13 protein-coding genes are annotated in these 18319 nt (G+C 74.0%); 5 read left to right on the forward strand and 8 right to left on the reverse strand.

All coding sequences use genetic code 11. From position 1 onward, the window contains the following. Window positions 1–2: 2 nt before the first annotated feature. From sucC to GGE06_RS22075, 5 genes are all read right to left on the reverse strand, one after another. Window positions 3–1181 carry an ADP-forming succinate--CoA ligase subunit beta gene (sucC, locus tag GGE06_RS22055; protein WP_116159271.1) on the reverse strand — a complete coding sequence of 393 codons (1179 nt, stop codon included), beginning with the start codon at window positions 1179–1181 and terminating at the stop codon, window positions 3–5. Between the two features lie 395 nt (window positions 1182–1576). Then, window positions 1577–2722 (reverse strand): VWA domain-containing protein, encoded by a 1146-nt coding sequence (locus tag GGE06_RS22060; RefSeq protein WP_116159272.1) that lies wholly within the window; start codon window positions 2720–2722, stop codon window positions 1577–1579. Further along, on the reverse strand, window positions 2719–5313 hold the full coding sequence (locus GGE06_RS22065; protein ID WP_246532683.1) for a DUF5682 family protein: 2595 nt from the start codon (window positions 5311–5313) through the stop codon (window positions 2719–2721). Before GGE06_RS22065 ends, GGE06_RS22060 begins: the two co-directional genes overlap by 4 nt. Further along, window positions 5310–6467, reverse strand: coding sequence for an ATP-binding protein (locus GGE06_RS22070; protein WP_116159273.1), 1158 nt, complete (start codon window positions 6465–6467; stop codon window positions 5310–5312). Before GGE06_RS22070 ends, GGE06_RS22065 begins: the two co-directional genes overlap by 4 nt. A 118-nt stretch (window positions 6468–6585) precedes the next feature. Continuing rightward, complete coding sequence (locus tag GGE06_RS22075; RefSeq protein WP_116159274.1) at window positions 6586–6999, reverse strand: hypothetical protein; 414 nt, start codon at window positions 6997–6999, stop codon at window positions 6586–6588. 149 nt (window positions 7000–7148) lie between these two features. Between GGE06_RS22075 and GGE06_RS22080 the strand changes: the two genes are divergently transcribed. Then, window positions 7149–8495: an SWIM zinc finger family protein gene (locus GGE06_RS22080; RefSeq protein ID WP_184931529.1), complete on the forward strand. Its 1347-nt coding sequence runs from the start codon at window positions 7149–7151 to the stop codon at window positions 8493–8495. A gap of 38 nt (window positions 8496–8533) precedes the next feature. Then, complete coding sequence (locus GGE06_RS22085; protein ID WP_446696912.1) at window positions 8534–10357, forward strand: DUF5691 domain-containing protein; 1824 nt, start codon at window positions 8534–8536, stop codon at window positions 10355–10357. A gap of 188 nt (window positions 10358–10545) precedes the next feature. Here GGE06_RS22085 and icmB read toward each other — a convergent pair whose 3' ends face one another. Further along, entirely contained in the window at window positions 10546–10953 is a 408-nt protein-coding gene (icmB, locus tag GGE06_RS22090; protein ID WP_116159276.1) for a coenzyme B12-dependent isobutyryl CoA mutase small subunit, read from the reverse strand. 299 nt (window positions 10954–11252) lie between these two features. Between icmB and GGE06_RS22095 the strand changes: the two genes are divergently transcribed. Beyond that, on the forward strand, window positions 11253–12113 hold the full coding sequence (locus GGE06_RS22095) for a lipase family alpha/beta hydrolase (RefSeq protein ID WP_184931530.1): 861 nt from the start codon (window positions 11253–11255) through the stop codon (window positions 12111–12113). A gap of 222 nt (window positions 12114–12335) precedes the next feature. Next, window positions 12336–13892 carry a M23 family metallopeptidase gene (locus tag GGE06_RS22100; protein ID WP_181924541.1) on the forward strand — a complete coding sequence of 519 codons (1557 nt, stop codon included), beginning with the start codon at window positions 12336–12338 and terminating at the stop codon, window positions 13890–13892. 57 nt (window positions 13893–13949) lie between these two features. Here the strand turns inward: GGE06_RS22100 and pcrA are convergent, their stop codons facing one another. Together pcrA and GGE06_RS22110 are read right to left on the reverse strand one after the other, a co-directional pair. Continuing rightward, window positions 13950–16400 carry a DNA helicase PcrA gene (pcrA, locus tag GGE06_RS22105; RefSeq protein ID WP_184931531.1) on the reverse strand — a complete coding sequence of 817 codons (2451 nt, stop codon included), beginning with the start codon at window positions 16398–16400 and terminating at the stop codon, window positions 13950–13952. 80 nt (window positions 16401–16480) lie between these two features. Next, entirely contained in the window at window positions 16481–16834 is a 354-nt protein-coding gene (locus GGE06_RS22110) for a hypothetical protein (protein WP_184931532.1), read from the reverse strand. Between the two features lie 356 nt (window positions 16835–17190). Between GGE06_RS22110 and GGE06_RS22115 the strand changes: the two genes are divergently transcribed. Then, window positions 17191–18318: a C40 family peptidase gene (locus GGE06_RS22115; protein WP_116159281.1), complete on the forward strand. Its 1128-nt coding sequence runs from the start codon at window positions 17191–17193 to the stop codon at window positions 18316–18318. The last annotated feature ends 1 nt before the right edge of the window (window position 18319 follow it).

Raw genomic sequence — 18319 nt, forward strand, 5'->3', positions numbered from 1 at the left:
CCTTACTTCGCAGCCGCGAGCTCGGCGGCCTTGTCGGCCGCGCCGTCCATGGTGTCCACGCGCTGCACGAGCGGGTGGTTGGCGTCCGACAGGATCTTGCGACCCAGCTCCGCGTTGTTGCCGTCGAGGCGCACGACCAGCGGCTTGGTGACCTCTTCGCCCTTGGAGGCGAGGAGCTCCAGGGCCTGGACGATGCCGTTGGCGACCTCGTCACAGGCGGTGATGCCACCGAAGACGTTGACGAACACGGACTTGACGTCCGCGTCGCCCAGGATGATCTCCAGGCCGTTCGCCATGACCTCGGCGGAGGCGCCGCCGCCGATGTCGAGGAAGTTGGCCGGCTTCACGCCGCCGTGGTTCTCACCGGCGTACGCGACGACGTCCAGGGTCGACATGACCAGGCCGGCGCCGTTGCCGATGATGCCGACCTCGCCCTCCAGCTTGACGTAGTTGAGGCCCTTGGCCTTGGCGGCAGCCTCGAGCGGGTTGGCTGCGGCCTTGTCCTCGAGCGCCTCGTGCTCGGGCTGACGGAAGTCGGCGTTCTCGTCGAGGGACACCTTGCCGTCGAGGGCCAGGATGTCGCCGGAGGCGACCTTGGCCAGCGGGTTGACCTCGACGAGGAGCGCGTCCTCGGCGACGAAGGTCTTCCACAGGGTCACGAGGACCTCGGCGACCTTCTCGGCGACCTCGGCCGGGAACTGGGCCTCGGCGACGATCTCGCGGGCCTTCTCGATGTCGACGCCCTTGTTGGCGTCGACCGGCACCTTCGCGACCTTCTCGGGGGTCGACGCGGCGACCTCCTCGATGTCCATGCCACCGGCGACGGAGGCGATCGCGAGGAAGGTGCGGTTGGTGCGGTCGAGGAGGTACGAGACGTAGTACTCCTCGACGATCTCCGGAGCGGTCTCCGCGATCATCACCTTGTGGACCGTGTGGCCCTTGATGTCCATCCCGAGGATGTCCGTCGCGCGGGCGACGGCCTCGTCCGGGGTGGCGGCCAGCTTGACGCCGCCGGCCTTGCCGCGGCCACCGACCTTCACCTGCGCCTTGACGACCGACTTGCCGCCAAGACGCTCGGTGGCCTCGCGCGCCGCCTCAGGCGTGTCGATGACTTCACCGGCCAGCACCGGTACACCGTGCTTGGCGAAGAGGTCCCTCGCCTGGTACTCGAACAGGTCCACGCGCGTCCGTCCCTTTTCTGATGATCGCGGTTCGTTGTCTGCGTGGGCGTGCCGCGAAGGGCAACGTGACTGCGCTGTCACAAGGGAGGCGTGCACGGAGTCCGTGGACGCGGCATGTCCGTCTCGCAGGTTATCCCCGAGGGCCGTGGGTCCCTAAATCGCAGATCACAACAGAGCGGTGATACGGGTCACAGACCGTACGGGTCGGGGGGCTGTCCGTAGGGGTGGGGGGAGGGGCCCGGAAGCCCCGCGCGGCAGGCGGGGACTGGTCTCCGCGCCCCTCACGACGCGCCGGGCGCGAGGGTGAGGGCCGTTCCGCCACGTGTGTGATATGGACCTCAATCGGGTCGCGGGCGCCCGAGTGGGTGGTCCCTCGGCGACGGATTCCGCACCGCTCACGGCTCGGGTATCGGCAGGGGCCGCTTCTCCAGGGCGGCCGCCATGATCTCCGGGAACAGGTCGGGGGTGCAGGCGAAGGCCGGGACGCCGAGCGCGGCGAGCGCCGCCGCGTGGTCCCGGTCGTAGGCGGGGGCGCCCTCGTCGGAGAGCGCGAGCAGCGCGACGAACTGGACGCCGGAGGCCTTCATCGCCGCGACCCGCTTCAGCATCTCGTCACGGATGCCTCCCTCGTACAGATCGCTGACGAGGACGACGACAGTGTCGGCGGGACGCGTGATCCGCGACTGGCAGTAGGCGAGGGCGCGGTTGATGTCGGTGCCGCCGCCGAGCCGGGTGCCGAAGAGGACGTCGACCGGGTCGTCGAGCTGCTCGGTCAGGTCGACGACGGAGGTGTCGAAGACGACGAGGCGGGTGGCGAGCGACCGCATCGAGGCGAGCACCGCGCCGAAGACGGCGGCGTGCACGACGGAGGCGGCCATGGAGCCCGACTGGTCGACGCAGAGCACGATCTCCTTCCGGACCGCCCGGGAGGCGCGCCCGTGGCCGACGAGCCGCTCGGGGACGACCGTGCGGTGCTCGGGCAGGTAGTGCTTGAGGTTGGCGCGGATCGTGCGGTCCCAGTCGATGTCGCGGTGGCGGGGGCGGCTGATCCGGGCGGAGCGGTCGAGCGCACCGCCGACGGTGGCGCGGGTGCGGGTGGCGAGGCGCCTCTCCAGGTCGTCGACGACCTTGCGGACGACGGCCCGGGCGGTCTCCCGGGTCGTCTCGGGCATCGCCTTGCCGAGGGAGAGGAGGGTGCCGACGAGGTGCACGTCGGCCTCGACGGCCTCCAGCATCTCCGGCTCCAGGAGGAGGGTGGCGAGCCCGAGCCGGTCGATCGCGTCGCGCTGCATGACCTGGACGACGGAGCTCGGGAAGTACGTGCGGATGTCGCCGAGCCAGCGGGCGACGGAGGGCGCGGAGGCGCCGAGCCCGGCCGAGCGGTGACCGCTGTCGGCCGTGCGGTCGTAGAGCGCGGTGAGGGCCCGGTCCATGGCGGCGTCGGTGCCGGTGAGCGCCCGGCCTGTGCCGTCGGCGTCGCCGCCGCCCAGGACGAGGCGCCAGCGCCGCAGCCGCTCGTCGTCGGTGAGGGTTGTGGTCATGCGGGGGCCTCCGTTCCGAGGGTTCCGGGGGTTCCGAGGATGAGGTGGAGCAGCGGCAGTACGGCGTCGGCGCGCGCGGGGTCGGGGGTGGGGGCGAAGCCGGGCGGGAAGGTGTCGTACGCGGCGGCGCGACCATGGGCCGGACCGCGCGCGACGAGCTCCCCGAGGGTGCGGCGCACCCCCTGCTCGTACCCGGAGAAGGTGCGCCGCAGCAGCGGCAGGACATCGGCGAACGCCCCGGCCGGGACGGACGTCAGCCAGGCGTCGACCAGCCCGAGGAGCCGCTCGTCGTGCACGAGGAGCAGCCCGCCGCCGGAGGCCCCGCCGACGAACCCGTCGATCCAGCCGGCGGCGTCACCGGGCGGGACGCCGGGAGACAGGGCGCGGCTCATGAGCCGCCCGGCCTCGCCGCCCCCGACCCACCCCCCGTCGACCAGCAACCGAGCGGCCCGCCCCCGCAGAACACCGGGTACCCGCTCCCGCCCGGCAAGCACCCGGAGCACACCGACCCAGCGGTGGAGGAGACCGTCCGCGCCCCGGGGGCGGCCGGGGTCGCCGGGGCGGCCCGGGTCGCCAGGGCGGTCGGGGTCGCCAGGGCGGTCGGGGTCGCCGGGGCGGTCGGGGCGGTCCGGGTCGTCGAGGCCGTTCGCGCTCTCGGGGCGGTCCGCGAGGAGGCCGATCGATGTGTGGACGGCGTCGAGCCGGTCCCGCATCTGCGCGGCGGCGTCCGTGTCGAGGGCGGCGCAGGCGGGTGGCAGGCCGACGCAGATCCGCTCGGCGAGCCCGGCGGCGACCTCGCCGAGGGCGGTCGTGCCGGTGCCGCGGACGTCGCCGTAGCGCAGGGCGCGGGCCAGCGCCGGGAGGGCCTGGGCGAGGTGGGCGACGTCGGTGTCGAGCGCGGCCCGGTCGGCGAGCGCCCGCATGACGACGGGCAGCGCGTCCGTGAGCCCGGCGAGGAGGCACTGCTCGGCGAGGGCCGTGATGTCGCCGAGGGCGGTCGCGGCGAGGGCGCGGGACTCGGCCCGGGCGGTGGCGGCGGCCTCGACGGTGGTGCCCCAGACGCCGGCCTCGGCGACCCGGACGTGCAGTTCGGGCTCCCAGCGCAGCCGCCAGGTCTCCCGGAAGGTGCCGGTGCCGGACCGTCCGGCGGCCGGCTCGCCCCAGGGGACGCCGAGGAGGCGCAGCCGGTGCAGCAGGCGGCTGCGCTCGCCGTCGGTGTCCTTGCGGAGGTCGAGTCCGAGCTCGCGCTCCTGCGCCTCGGGCTTGAGGCGCAGGGTGCGCTGGCGGCGGGCCAGATCGCGCTGGAGGGGTACGGCGGGGGCGGCGGCCGGGACCTCGCCGAGGACGTCGCCGACGACGAGGCGGTCGCGGACGAGGTCGAGCGGCACGTCGGAGCCCTCGCAGAGGACGGCGCGGACGGCGTCGGTCGTCTCGTCGAGGCCGGGGCGCGGACGGCCGCGCAGGGCGGCGAGGGTCTCGGCGAGCCGGACGGCCTCGATGACGTGGGCGGAGGAGACGGGGTGGTCCTCGGCCCTGAGGAGGCCGGCGACCTTGGTCATCCAGCGCTCGACGGGCCGGTCGGGGGCGGCGAAGAGGTGCGCGTACCAGCCGGGCGCGTCGATCCCGGCGCCGTAGCCGGAGCGGCGGGCGAGCCTGCGGTGGGTCCAGGGGACCCAGGTCAGCTCGGCCTTCGCCCGGGGCAGGCCCTTCAGGAGGGCCTTGTCGGCCGCGACGGTGGTCCTGCGGGTGAGCGCGGGCAGGTGCCAGGCGCCGCAGACGACGGCGACGGAGTCCCCGAACTCCTTGCGGGCGGCGCGCAGCTTGAGCCGCATGTGCGCCTCGCGGACGAGGTCGCGGGGGTGGCCGCCGTGGCCGTACGTCTCGCGGAGGGCGCCCATGGCCTCGGCGAGGGCGGTGAAGGGGGCGGTGGGGTCGCCGTCGGCGCGCAGCTCGACGACGTCCTCCCACCAGCGCTCGGCGTCCTCGTACCCGGCGGCCCGGGCGAGTTCGGCGACGGGGTCGATCCGCAGGCCGCTGCCGCTGACTTCGTCCTCCTCGTCGGTCCAGGTGGGGTCGGCGGCGGCGAGGGTGTGGGCGGCGGGCAGGTCGACGAAGCGGACGGCGGCGCCGTGGTCGAGGGCCCAGCGGATCGCGACCCACTCGGGCGAGAACGCGGCCATCGGCCAGAACGCGGCCCGCCCGGGGTCGTCCACGGCGTGGGCGAGCAGGGCGACGGGCGGCCGCATGTCCGGGTCGGCGGCGAGCGCGACGAGGGCGTCGGCCTCGGCGGGCCCCTCGACGAGGACCGCGTCGGGCCGCACCGCATCGAGCGCGGCCCGCACCCCCCGCGCGGACCCCGGCCCGTGATGCCGCACCCCGAGCAGCAGGGGCCCGTCCGGCCGGGCGGCGAGACCGCCCGAGCCGAGGCCGGGGTCCGCGGTCGGGGCGGCATCGGCGGGCCCGGCCGAGCCGGAGTCGGAGCCGGAGCCGGAGCCGGAGCCGGAGCCGGAGTGCGACGCCTCGTGCGCGTCCGGCGCCCGCGACGGGTCCGGCACCCGATCCGCGTCCGGGGTCGTCGCCGTGGCCGTCATGCGCTCACCTCGCGGCAGGCGCGGTAGAAGTCCTTCCAGCCGTCTCTCTCCCGCACGACCGTCTCCAGGTACTCCTGCCAGACGACCCCGTCGGCCGCCGGGTCGCGGACGACCGCGCCGAGGATGCCGGCGGCGACGTCGGCGGGGCGCAGGACGCCGTCGCCGAAGTGGGCGGCGAGGGCGAGTCCGCCGGTGACGACGGAGATCGCCTCGGCCGTGGAGAGCGTCCCCGAGGGGGACTTGACCCTCGTCCGGCCGTCGGTCGTGACCCCGTCCCGCAGCTCGCGGAAGACGGTGACGACCCGGCGGATCTCGTCGGCGCCGTCGGGCAGGGCGGGCAGTTCGAGGGAGCGTCCGAGCTGCTCGACCCGGCGGGAGACGATGTCGACCTCGGCCTCGGGGGTCGCGGGCAGCGGGAGCACGACGGTGTTGAAGCGGCGACGCAGGGCGCTGGAGAGCTCGTTGACGCCCCGGTCCCGGTCGTTGGCGGTGGCGATCAGGTTGAAGCCGGGGACGGCCTGCACCTCCTGCCCCAGCTCGGGGACCGGCAGGGTCTTCTCGGACAGGATCGTGATGAGCGTGTCCTGCACGTCGGCGGGGATGCGGGTGAGTTCCTCGACGCGGGCGGTCATGCCCTGGGTCATCGCGCGCATGACGGGGCTGGGGACGAGGGCGTCCCGGCTGGGCCCGTGGGCGAGGAGCTGCGCGTAGTTCCAGCCGTACCGGATGGCCTCCTCGGGCGTGCCGGCGGTGCCCTGCACGAGGAGGGTGGAGTCGCCGCTGACGGCGGCGGCGAGGTGCTCGGAGACCCAGGTCTTGGCGGTGCCGGGGACGCCGAGCAGGAGCAGCGCCCGGTCGGTGGCGAGCGTGGTGACGGCGACTTCCACGATGCGGCGCGGTCCGACGTACTTGGGCGTGATGACGGTCCCGTCGGGGAGCGTGCCGCCGAGGAGGTAGGTGGCGACGGCCCAGGGCGAGAGGCGCCAGCGGGCGGGCCGGGGCCGGTCGTCGGCGGCGGCGAGGGCCGCGAGTTCACGGGCGAAGGCGTGCTCGGCGTGCGGCCGCAGGGCCTCGGCCGTGGTCTGCGGCCGTCCCGGTCCGGTGTCCGTCTCGACACCGGAACCGGGCGTGGCGATGGTTTCGGGCACGGGCATGGATCCCCCTCCAGATCGTTCGACCTGCTGTGCGATCCACCGTGCACCATCCCACTGACAATCGACCGTCGACCGGATGTCGCCGCTGGTCAGGGCCGGTTGGGGAGCTGAGGGAGGGTCAGCCGACGATCGGGGAGACGGCGACGCAGCCGCCCGCCATCGCCTGCTCGCCCTTGGCCTCCTTGATGACCTTGCCGGCGTGGATGACCTTGCAGCTGAGGCCGGCGGGGTCGAGCGAGATCGGCATGACGGCCGGCGGCATGATGCCCTTCAGGGTCACCGTCTTCTTCCACGGCGTGGCCGGCTTCTTCTCGGTCTCGATCTTCGGCTCCATCGCGGTGCCGCCGCCGGCGTGGTAGTCGATCGACTCGATGCCCTTGCCGCTGACCTCGTACGTGACCTCGTAGGTCTCGTTGACGGACTTGTCGACCTGGTCGGCGGCCTTCTCGGCGACCTCGGAGCAGGCCCCGAGTCCGAGGGCGAGGCCGGCGACGGCGAAGGCCGAAACGGCGGTGCGGGCGGTGCGCTTCATGGGGTCCCCTGGGCGGCGTGGTGCGGTTCGTCGGTCGCCGCAGACAACCGTAAAGGGATAGTAAAGTCAAGTCGTCGCTCCCCACCGCCACCCCTCCTCGAACCACCAGGTCAGGGGCGTTGTCAGTGGCGCCCTCTACCGTCGAGGACATGAATGCCATGGGGGAGCACTGGACGGTGGAACAGGTGCTGGCACTCGCTCCTGACGAAGCGTCACGAGGAGCGGGGGCCGAGCTCGGCGCGGCCGGGCCCTGGTCGGAGACGGGGTGCGGCGACGGCGCCGTCTGGGGGCTGTGCAAGGGCAGCGGGAGCGTGCCGTACCGGACGGTCGTCGACACCACGGGGCCCGCGTACTCCTGCGACTGCCCCAGCCGGAAGTCCCCCTGCAAGCACGCGCTCGGCCTGCTGCTGCTCCGCGCGGCCGACGGGATCGCCGCCGGGGACTCCCCCGCGCCGGACTGGGCCGCGAGGTGGCTCACCGCGCGGCGCGGGCGGGCCGGGAGCGCAGGCGGGCGGGGCGGGGACGCGGCCCCGGGGGCGACGGCGGACCCCGAGGCGGCGCGCCGCCGGGCCGAGCGCAGGGCGGCCCGGATCACCGCGGGCGCCCAGGAGTTGGAGGAGCGGCTCGCCGATCTGCTGCGCGGCGGGCTGGCGGCGGCCGGGCAGGCGGGGTACGGGCTGTGGGAGGAGACGGCGGCCCGCATGGTCGACGCCCAGGCGCCGGGGCTGGCCGGGCGGGTCAGGGAGCTGGGGGCGATACCGGGCTCGGGGCCGGGCTGGCCGGTGCGGCTCCTGGAGGAGTGCGCGCTGACCCATCTCCTCGACCGGGCGTGGCTGGCGGCGGACCGGCTGCCCGCCCCGTTCGCGGCGACGGTACGGACCCGGGTGGGCCTCACCGCCCCGGCCGACGGCGTCCCGGTGCGGGACCACTGGCTGGTCCTCGCCCAGTACGACGCGGCCGACGCACGGCTGACGACCCGCCGGATCTGGCTGCACGGCACGACGACCGGGCGCACCGCGCTCCTGCTCTCCTTCGGCGCGGCGGGCAGAGCACCCCAACTCGCGCTCCCCGTCGGCACACTGCTCGACGGCGAGCTGACCCCGCACACCGGCTCGGGCCAGGTGCGGGCGGAACCGGGCGAGCGGTTCGTCCCGGTCGCGGGCCCCGTCGCGCCGCCGGCGGGCGGCCCGGTCGGCGCGGCCCTCGACGCGTACGGCCGCGCGCTGGCCGAGGACCCGTGGCTGGACTCGTGGCCGGTGACGCTGACCGGGGTCGTACCGGCGCCCGCGGAGTACGGCTGGCAACTCGCCGACGCCGACGGCCGCGAGGCGCTGCCGCTGACACCCGCCGCCCAGTCGCGCCCTGGCCTCTGGCGCCTGGTCGCCCTGTCCGGCGGCGCCCCGGTGACCGTCTTCGGGGAGGTCGGACACCGGGGGTTCACCCCGCTCGCCGCCTGGTCGCCGGAGACCCCCGGCGAGACGGTCCCCCTCATATGACACCCGGCCACCGCGCACCGACCCACCGGAGGAGCCCGATGGACACGACCACCGCGCCCGCCGAGACGGCGGGAGACACGACCGACGACGACACGAGCCGTACGACCACGACCGACGGCGGCGTGGGCCGCACGACCACGACCGACCACGACGCAAGCCGTACGACCACGGCCGCACCCGCCGAGCGGGCCGCGCCGTCGACCCCGACCCGGCCGGAAGCCACGGCCACGGTCACGACCGCCGCCACCACCGCGTCCGGCTCCGCCCGCGCCGGGGCACCCTGGGAGGAGCTCGTCAGCTCGGCGATGCTGGGGACGGACCGGCGGCCGCCCGCCGGGCTCGCGGCCACAACGGCGGCCAGGGACATGCCGGGTGCGCTGCTCGGCGCCGCCGCGCTGCACACCGTACGGCGCAGGGCGGGGCTGCGGCCCGGGCCCGCCGCGCCCCTGCCGGAGCCCGCTCCGGAAGACCCCCGCGCACCGCTGCCCGAGGCCGCCCGGCTGCGCCTCGACCAGCTGCTCGCCGGGCGGGCCGCACCCTCGCCCGCCGGGCGGCGCGGGGCCGCCCCCGACCTGGCCGAGCTGCTCCCCCAGTGGCTGGCCCTCGCCAACCGGCACGGCTACAAGGCTCCGCCCGCCGCCCTGCCGGCGCTGCTCGACGCGGCCAGGGCCCGCACCGATCTGCGGCCCCAGGCGCTGCGCCTGGCCGGTCCGCGGGGACTGTGGCTGGCCCGGCTCAACCCCGAATGGCGGTTCGCCCTCCGGGGCACGGGCGCGGGCGGCCGGCTCCCGTCCGCGCAGGACCCGGAGGGGGTGCGCGCGCTGTGGGACGAGGGCCTGTTCGCCGAGCGGGTCGCCCTGCTGACCGCCGTGCGGACCGAGGATCCGGCCGCGGGGCGCGCGCTCCTCGCGTCGACCTGGTCGGCCGAGCGGGCGGAGGACCGGCTGATGTTCCTGGACTCGCTGCGTACCGGACTGTCCGACGCCGACGAGGAGTTCCTGGAGGAGGCCCTCGGCGACCGCAGCCGCAACGTCCGGGCCACCGCCGCCGAGCTGCTCTCCGCCCTGCCGGCCTCCGCCCTCGCGGGCCGGATGGCGGGCCGGGCCGCGACCTGCGTCGGCCTGGACCGGACGGCCCCGGTACCGACCATCGCCGTCGAGGCCCCGCACGAGTGCGACGCGGCGATGCAGCGGGACGGCCTGGTGGCGACGCCCCCGGCGGGGCGGGGCGAGCGTTCCTGGTGGCTGGGCCAGCTCGTCGAGGCGGCGCCGCTGCCGTCCTGGCCGGCCAGGTTCGGGGGGCGCGGTCCGGAGGAGATCGTGGCGCTGCCGGTCGCCGACGACTGGCAGGGCGAGCTGCACGCGGCCTGGTGCCGGGCCGCCGTGCGGCAGCGGGACCCCGCGTGGTCGCGGGCGCTGCTCGGCTCCCCCGCGGTCCCGCCCGCGACGGGCCCCGGCACCTCGTCCCTGGCGGAGCGCGCCCAGCTCCTGTCGACGCTGCCCGTGGAGGAACGGGCGCGCTGGGTCGCCTCGTTCGTCGCGGCGCACGGCCTGTCGGAGGCGTTCCAGCTGCTCGGGGTCTGCGCCGTCCCCTGGGCGGAGCCGCTGGGCGCGGCCGTGATCGACGCCCTCGACATCGCACGGGAGGCGGGCAGTTACCCGTGGAGCTTCAGCGGGGTGATGGGCCTGGCGGAGCGCTGCCTGGCTCCGGAGGCGGCGCGACAGCTGGAGTCCCTGACGGCCCGCCCGGACGAGGCGGAGGACAGCTCCCCCGGCGCGGGCGACTACTGGGCGGAGGCCTTCCAGCGCCTGGTCTCCACCCTCCGCCTCCGCGCGACGATGCACGCGGAACTCACACCGTGAGGTGCGGGCCGTCCGGAAGGCTCACGCCGTGACGCGCGGTTCACCCGAAAGGCTCACGCCGTCACGCGCGCCGGGTGCCGGACCGGGTCCCGAAACGCCGACAGGGCCCCGTACGGGAGGGCCCTGTCGGAGGACGAGCACCGGGCAGCGGACAAGCGCCGCTCAGCGGCACAAGCACCGCGCAGCGGTTACGCGGCGACGCGGATGTTCGCGTTCACCCAGTCGACGATGGACGCGGTCGTCGCGCCCGGCGTGAAGATCTCCGCCACGCCCTTCTCCTTCAGCGGCGGGATGTCCGCGTCGGGGATGATGCCGCCGCCGAAGACCTTGATGTCCTCCGCGTCGCGGTCCTTGAGGAGCTCCAGGACCTTCACGAACAGCGTGTTGTGCGCCCCGGAGAGGATCGAGAGGCCGATCGCGTCGGCGTCCTCCTGGATCGCGGTGTCGACGATCTGCTCGGGCGTCTGGTGGAGCCCGGTGTAGATGACCTCCATGCCCGCGTCGCGGAGCGCCCTCGCGATGACCTTGGCCCCGCGATCGTGGCCGTCGAGACCCGGCTTGGCGACGACCACGCGGATCGGACCGCTCACACCCATCACTGCCTCCACATGCGACCCCCGCGCCTCTTTGCCGGGGAGGTGAACGAACGTTATCCCCAGCATCCCGCACCCGGCCGTTTCGCGGTGGCCACCGAGGGGGAAATCACACGTGGGACATGTTCGCTCTGCGTCGTCCCCGCTTTCGGGCCCTCCTCCTGGGCCCACCAGCCGCAAGCGGGGCCGGTCGCGAAGGGAGCCGCGACGAGGTCGCCGCGCCCCGTGCCGTCGTCCGTACGGCACGGGGCGCGGCGGACCGGCGTACCGTTCGGCCCCGCGTGCCGTACGGGAGGCCGGCCATGGAGCTCGGCAAAGTCACCGCCCTGATGAAGGCCACCGCGCTGGAGATCGCGATCCTCACCGGCCATCTCGTCCTCTACCCGTCCGGGATCGTCGCCGAGCGGCTCTCCCCCGCCAAGACCCCGGCCAAGCCCCCGGCCGAGACGCCCACCCCGACGCCCACCCCGGCGGCCACCGAGCCCCCCGCGCCGCCCACGCCCCTCGCCCAGGGCCCCCGCCCGGTCGTCCTCCTGCACGGCTTCGTCGACAACCGTTCGGTCTTCGTCCTGCTGCGCCGCTCCCTCCTCCGGAACGGCCGTGACTGCGTCGAGTCGCTCAACTACTCCCCGCTCACGTGCGACCTGCGGGCCGCCGCCGAGCTGCTCGGCCGCCGGGTGGACGAGATCCGCGCCCGTACCGGACACGAAGAGGTCGACATCGTCGGGCACAGCCTGGGCGGGCTCATCGCCCGCTATTACGTACAGCGACTGGGCGGCGACACCAGGGTGCGCACCCTGGTCATGCTCGGCACCCCGCACGCGGGCACGAGGGTGGCCCCGCTCGCCGACGCGCATCCGCTGGTGCGGCAGATGCGGCCCGGTTCGGAGGTCCTGCGGGAGCTCGCCGGGCCCGCGCCGGGCTGCCGGACGCGGTTCGTGAGCTTCTGGAGCGATCTGGACCAGGTGATGGTGCCGGTGGAGACCGCCAGCCTCGACCATCCCGACCTGCTCGTGCACAACGTGCGGGTGAGCGGGATCGGCCATCTCGCGCTGCCCGTGCATCCGACGGTGGCCGCGGGGGTCCGCGAGGCGCTCGACGCGGGCGGTCCGGCCGTCTCCGGGGCGCGGGAGGAAGGGCCGGGCGCCACCTCCGTCGCCTGACCGCGCGACACCGTTCTTCGAACGTTCATCGAACACAAGGCCAAAGCTCTCCACCCGACCTGGCAAAACGCGGCCGATTGCCCGTTTCCTGTGGGCCCAAACCCTGCGGAAGATTGTCCGCCGCGCGTACCGCCGGGTACAGTCGCGCCACTGCTTACCCCCGGGACACCCCTCACGGGCCCGCCCCGGACTGGTCCTGCTGCCGAGGCGAGAGAGACGTTGGTGAACGACCAGCACCCCCACGCCGGGTACGTCGGAGACGGCGCCCACACCACCGGCAGCTTCGCCATCGACCCGCTGTTCGGTGCCTACCCCGGCGGTCAGGCCGACCACAGCGGTCAGTGGGACCTCGGTCAGTACGCCGCCACCGGCACCTACGCGACGACGGGGCAGTACGACACCACCGGGCAGTACGACACGACCGGCCAGTGGGACACCACGGGCCAGTGGAACGCCGCCGCCTCCTACGACGCCACCGGCGCGTACGCGACCACCGCGACGCAGTACGACACCACCGGGCAGTGGGACGCCTCCGCCTGGACCGAGGCCCAGCACACCGGCCAGTACGAGAACGTCCACGCCGGTGCCTACGCCGCCCAGGGCACGTACGGCCACGAGGCCTACGACGCCACCGGCCAGTGGGCCGCCCCCGCCTTCGCGACCGAGACCGGCGCCTTCGACGCGACCGCGTGGAACCACGCGACCCCGGAGCCCGAGCCGGTCGTCCCCCAGCAGTACACCCCGCAGGCGGAGCACACCGCCGAGTTCGCCTTCGAGTACGCCCCCGAGGCGCACGAGGACCACGAGGGCCACGCCTCCGCCGAGGACGACGAGACCTACGCCCCGGAGGCCCTCGCCGACGGCGAGGACGACACGTACCACGACGGGTACGACCACGACGCGTACGACGACGGGTACGACCACGACCCGTACGACGAGGAGCCGGACGCCGGGCCCGCCGTCGAGATCCGTACGGACGCGCCCGTCGCCGGACGCCCCGTGCGCCGCTCCTCCGGCGGCAACCGCGGCCGTCGCCGTACCCCCGCCAAGCGGTCCGCGCTGCTGACCGTCGCCGTCCCCTCCGCCTGCGTCATGGGGGTCGCCGGCATCGCCGCCGCCTCCGTCGGCGGCCTCACCGGCCCCACCACGAGCGACTCGCAGAAGAGCAACACGACCGCGCTCGCCGCCGCCGACCCGGCCTCGGTGAAGCAGGTCGCCGCCAACAGCGCGCTCGACACCCAGCTCGCCGCACTCAGCGCCGACGCCCGCGACTTCGGTGACCGCGCCAGCCGCACCCAGGAGCGCATCGACCTCCGGGCCCGCCAGGCGGCCGACAAGAAGAAGCGCGAGGAGGAAGCGGCCCGCAAGGAGGCCATGCGTCCCAAGTTCGCGCTGCCCGTGGCGCTGCACCGGCTCAGCGCGCGCTTCGGCCAGTCGGGCGTCAACTGGATGTCCGTGCACACCGGGATCGATTTCCCCGTGTTCACCGGCACACCCGTGATGGCCGCGACGGACGGCACCGTCCGCACCCAGCTGAACAGCGCCTACGGCAACATGGTCATCGTGACCGCCCCGGACGGCACCGAGACCTGGTACTGCCACCTCAGCAGCGCCAAGATCCGCTCGGGTTACGTGAAGGCCGGTGACGTCATCGCGTACTCCGGCGACTCCGGCAACTCCACCGGCCCGCACCTCCACTTCGAGGTCCGGCCGAACGGCACCGCCGCGATCGACCCGCTGCCCTGGCTGCGCAGCCACGGCCTCGACCCGACGAGCTGAACTTCCCCCTACGCAGGAAAAGGGCCCCGGCATCGCGCCGGGGCCCTTCCTTCTCCGCTACAGCTTCTCGACCGGCGCGTACCGCAGCAGCAGCCGCTTCGGCTTGTCGTCGCCGAAGTCGATCGTCGCCTGGGCGTCCGAACCCGCACCCGTCACCGTCATGACCGTGCCGAGGCCGAACTGGTCGTGGGTGACGCGGTCGCCGACCTGGAGGGAGATGACCGGCTTCTCGCCGGCGCGCCGGGTGGCGAAGCCGGAGGGGCCGGAGCGCGCGCGGGAGGAGGAGAGCGAGGAGGTGATCCCCGAGGTCGGCCCGGCGGGCTTGGCGATCGGACCGGTCCGCTTCCACTCCAGGTACGCGGGCGGGATCTCCTCCAGGAACCGCGAGGCCGGGTTGTACGAGGGCTGGCCCCAGGCGCTGCGCATCGACGAGCGCGTGAGGTAGAGCCGCTCACGCGCGCGCGTGATGCCGACGTACGCGAGGCGCCGCTCCTCCTCCAGCTCCTTCGTCTGCCCGAGGGCGCGCATGTGCGGGAAGACGCCGTCCTCCATGCCGGTCAGGAACACCACCGGGAACTCGAGGCCCTTGGCGGTGTGCAGCGTCATCAGCGTGATGACGCCCCGGCCCTCCTCGTCCTCGTCGGGGATCTGGTCGGAGTCGGCGACGAGGGCGACCTTCTCCAGGAACTCGGCGAGGGTCGCGGGCTCCTCGCCGCGCTCCTGCTCGAACTCGAGGGCGACGGCGGCGAGTTCCTGGAGGTTCTCGATGCGGGTCTCGTCCTGCGGGTCGGTCGAGGCCTGGAGTTCGGCCAGGTACCCCGTCCGCTCCAGGACGGCCTCCAGGACGACGGCGGGGCCCGCGCCGGACTCGACGACCGTGCGCAGCTCGTCCATGAGCGCGTTGAACCGCTTCACGGCGTTCGCCGAGCGCGCGGCCATGCCGTACGCCTCGTCGACCCGCTTGAGGGCCTGCGGGAAGGTGATCTTCTCGCGCAGCGACAGGGCGTCGATCATCGCCTCGGCGCGCTCGCCGATGCCCCGCTTGGGGACGTTGAGGATGCGGCGCAGCGGGACGTTGTCCTCGGGGTTGGCGAGGACGCGGAGGTACGCGAGGACGTCCCGGACCTCCTTGCGCTCGTAGAAGCGCACGCCGCCGACGACCTTGTAGGGCAGTCCGACGCGGATGAAGATCTCTTCGAAGACACGGGACTGGGCGTTGGTCCGGTAGAAGACGGCGACGTCCCCGGCCTTGGCCTCGCCCGCGTCGGTGAGCCGGTCGATCTCGTCGGCGACGAACTGGGCCTCGTCGTGCTCGGTGTCGGCGACGTAGCCGGTGATCTGCGCGCCGGCGCCCGCGTTCGTCCACAGGTTCTTGGGGCGGCGGGACTCGTTGCGCTCGATGACGGCGTTGGCGGCGGAGAGGATCGTCTGGGTGGAGCGGTAGTTCTGCTCCAGGAGGATCGTCGTCGCGTCCGGGTAGTCCTCCTCGAACTGGAGGATGTTGCGGATGGTCGCGCCGCGGAAGGCGTAGATCGACTGGTCGGCGTCGCCGACGACGCACAGCTCGGCCGGGCCGAGGTCCTCGTAGCCGGTGCCGACGAGCTCGCGCACGAGGGTGTACTGGGCGTGGTTGGTGTCCTGGTACTCGTCGACGAGGACGTGGCGGAAGCGGCGGCGGTAGTGCTCGGCGACGTCGGGGAACGCCTGGAGCAGGTGGACCGTCGTCATGATGATGTCGTCGAAGTCCAGGGCGTTGGCCTCGCGCAGCCGCGCCTGGTACATCCGGTACGCCTCGGCGAGCGTCTTCTCGAAGCCGTCGGCGGCCCGGTCGGCGAAGGTCTCCTCGTCGATCAGCTCGTTCTTGAGGTTCGAGATCTTGGCGCTGAAGGACTTCGGCGGGAACTTCTTCGGGTCGAGGTCCAGGTCCCGGCAGACCAGCGACATCAACCGCTTGGAGTCGGCGGCGTCGTAGATCGAGAAGGAGGAGGTGAAGCCCAGCCTCTTCGACTCGCGGCGCAGGATGCGGACGCAGGCGCTGTGGAAGGTCATGACCCACATCGCGTTGGCCCGCGGTCCGACGAGCTGCTCGACGCGCTCCTTCATCTCGCCGGCGGCCTTGTTCGTGAAGGTGATCGCCAGTATCTGGCCGGGGTGCACGTGCCGGGTGGCCAGGAGGTGGGCGATGCGGTGGGTGAGGACCCGGGTCTTGCCGGAGCCGGCGCCCGCGACGATGAGCAGCGGGGTGTCCGTGTGGACGACGGCGGCGCGCTGCTGCTCGTTCAGTCCCTCCAGGAGCGCGGCGGCGTCCACGACGGGCCGGGGGTGGCCGTCGCGGTAGTGCGTCTCACGGGCGGGCGGGGGCGCGTCGAAGTGCTCCCCGAAGAGGTCGTGCGGGACCTCCTCCATGGCCGGGGAGCCGTGCTCCTCGTCCTCGGGGTGGGGCGGGGGCTCCTCCGAGGAGTGGTTCTGGAGGCCGGCCAGGAAACTGTCGTCAAAGAGGCTGCTCATCGCCTCACGAGTCTAGGACGCCCCGCCGACATCCGGGCCCGCCTTCGGGACCCTCGTCCGCGTTCCGGCTGCGGAACGGCTCACACCCAGAGGGTCGCGATGAAGATGTTCGCCATGGTCAGGCCGCCGACGGCGCCGAAGAGGGCCTTGTCGACCTTCTCCTCGTCCCGCTTGACGTAGACGAGGCCGAGGATCACGACGAGGATCGCCATCTTGATGCCGATCTTGAGGTTGTTCAGCGTGTGGTCGTCGGCCTGGTTGAGGCCGACGAGCGCGACGCCCGTGATCAGCATCGTCAGCGCGCCGTGCAGCATCGCGGGAACGAAGCGGGCCGTACCGGCGCCCATCGCCTTCATCTGGGTGAGGAAGCCCCCGAGGAGGGAGGCGATACCGATGATGTGCAGGGCGACGAAGACATTGATGAGTACGTCCATGGGGCGGAGCCTAACCGGGGCCCTAGCACCGCTCTCCGGCCGGGTCCACTCCCCACGCCGCTCCGGTCGGACGACCGCCGGAATGTCCCCGGCCCCTCACCCCGCGCGAACTCCAGGCGAAAGAGAACGGTCCCCGACACGTCAACTGACGCCAATAGCGGTCAACTCCCCGTCCGGCCGTGACCCCGCGTTTAGCGTCCTCCACCAGGTGACCGGCTCCCCACCACCGTCGGCGATCCGGCGGCCGTCGGTCACCCCCGCCGAGAAAACCCGGCGGCGGCCCGTCTCCCCTGTGCGGTCCGCCGTCGGCCCGGCGGGCACCGTCCCCCTCAGGGAAGAGGATGTGACCCGCCCTCGTGGCAGCGCACCGGAAGTCCAAACAGTCTCCTCTCGGCGCCTCGGCGGTCCGCACCGCCGCCACCCTCGCCCTCGCCTCGGCGGCGACGGCGACGCTCTTCGAAGGGTCCGGACACGCGGACCCCCGGCCCACCACCGCCCAGGTCAAGGCGAAGGTCGACCGGCTCTACGAGGAGGCCGAGGTCGCGACCGAGCGGTACAACGGGGCGAAGGAGAAGGCCGACGAGGCGCGCGCCGCCTTCGACCGGCTGCGCGACGAGGCCGCCCGCAGGACCGAACGCCTCAACACCGCCCGGGACGCACTCGGGGCCATGGCCGCCGCCCAGTACCGCTCCGGCGGGCTCGACCCCGCCGTCCAGCTCGTCCTCACCTCCGATCCCGACCAGTACCTGGAGCGGGCCGCGCTCGCCGAGAAGGCCGGGGACCGGCAGGCGGCCGCCATCACGGCCGTACGGCACGAGCTCGCCGCGATCCGGCAGCTGCGCGGCGAGTCGGCGGACAAGCTGACCGCGCTGCGCGGGCAGGAGGCGGAGCTGCGCCGCCAGAAGGCCACCGTGGTCGGCAAGCTGGCGGAGGCCAGGAACCTCCTCGCCCGGCTGACCGCGGAGGAACGCGCACGGTACGAGGCGGCCGCCGCGGCCCGGGACGGCTCCGGCGCGGGCGCCGACGCCTCGACGCGGACCGACGGCCCGAGCGGTACGGGCACGGCCGGCGGCTCCTCGACCGTACGGGCCGACCGCTCCTCGGGCGGCGAGCGCGAACCGGTGAGCGCCCCCGACGGACGGGCCGCCGCCGCCATCTCCTTCGCCCGCGCCCAGCTCGGCAAACCGTACGTGTGGGGGGCGACGGGACCCTCCGCGTACGACTGCTCCGGCCTCACCCAGGCGGCCTGGCGCGCGGCCGGCGTCTCCCTGCCCCGCACGACGTACACCCAGATCAACGCCGGCCGACGCGTCTCCCGCTCCCAGCTCGCCCCCGGCGACCTCGTCTTCTTCTACTCCGGGATCAGCCACGTCGGGCTCTACATCGGCGGCGGCCAGATGATCCACGCCCCCCGCCCGGGCGCACCGGTCCGGATCGCCCCCATCGACGAGATGCCCTTCGCCGGCGCGACCCGAATCGGCTGAG

This window comes from Streptomyces nymphaeiformis (assembly GCF_014203895.1).
In the GTDB taxonomy this organism is placed as follows: domain Bacteria; phylum Actinomycetota; class Actinomycetes; order Streptomycetales; family Streptomycetaceae; genus Streptomyces; species Streptomyces nymphaeiformis.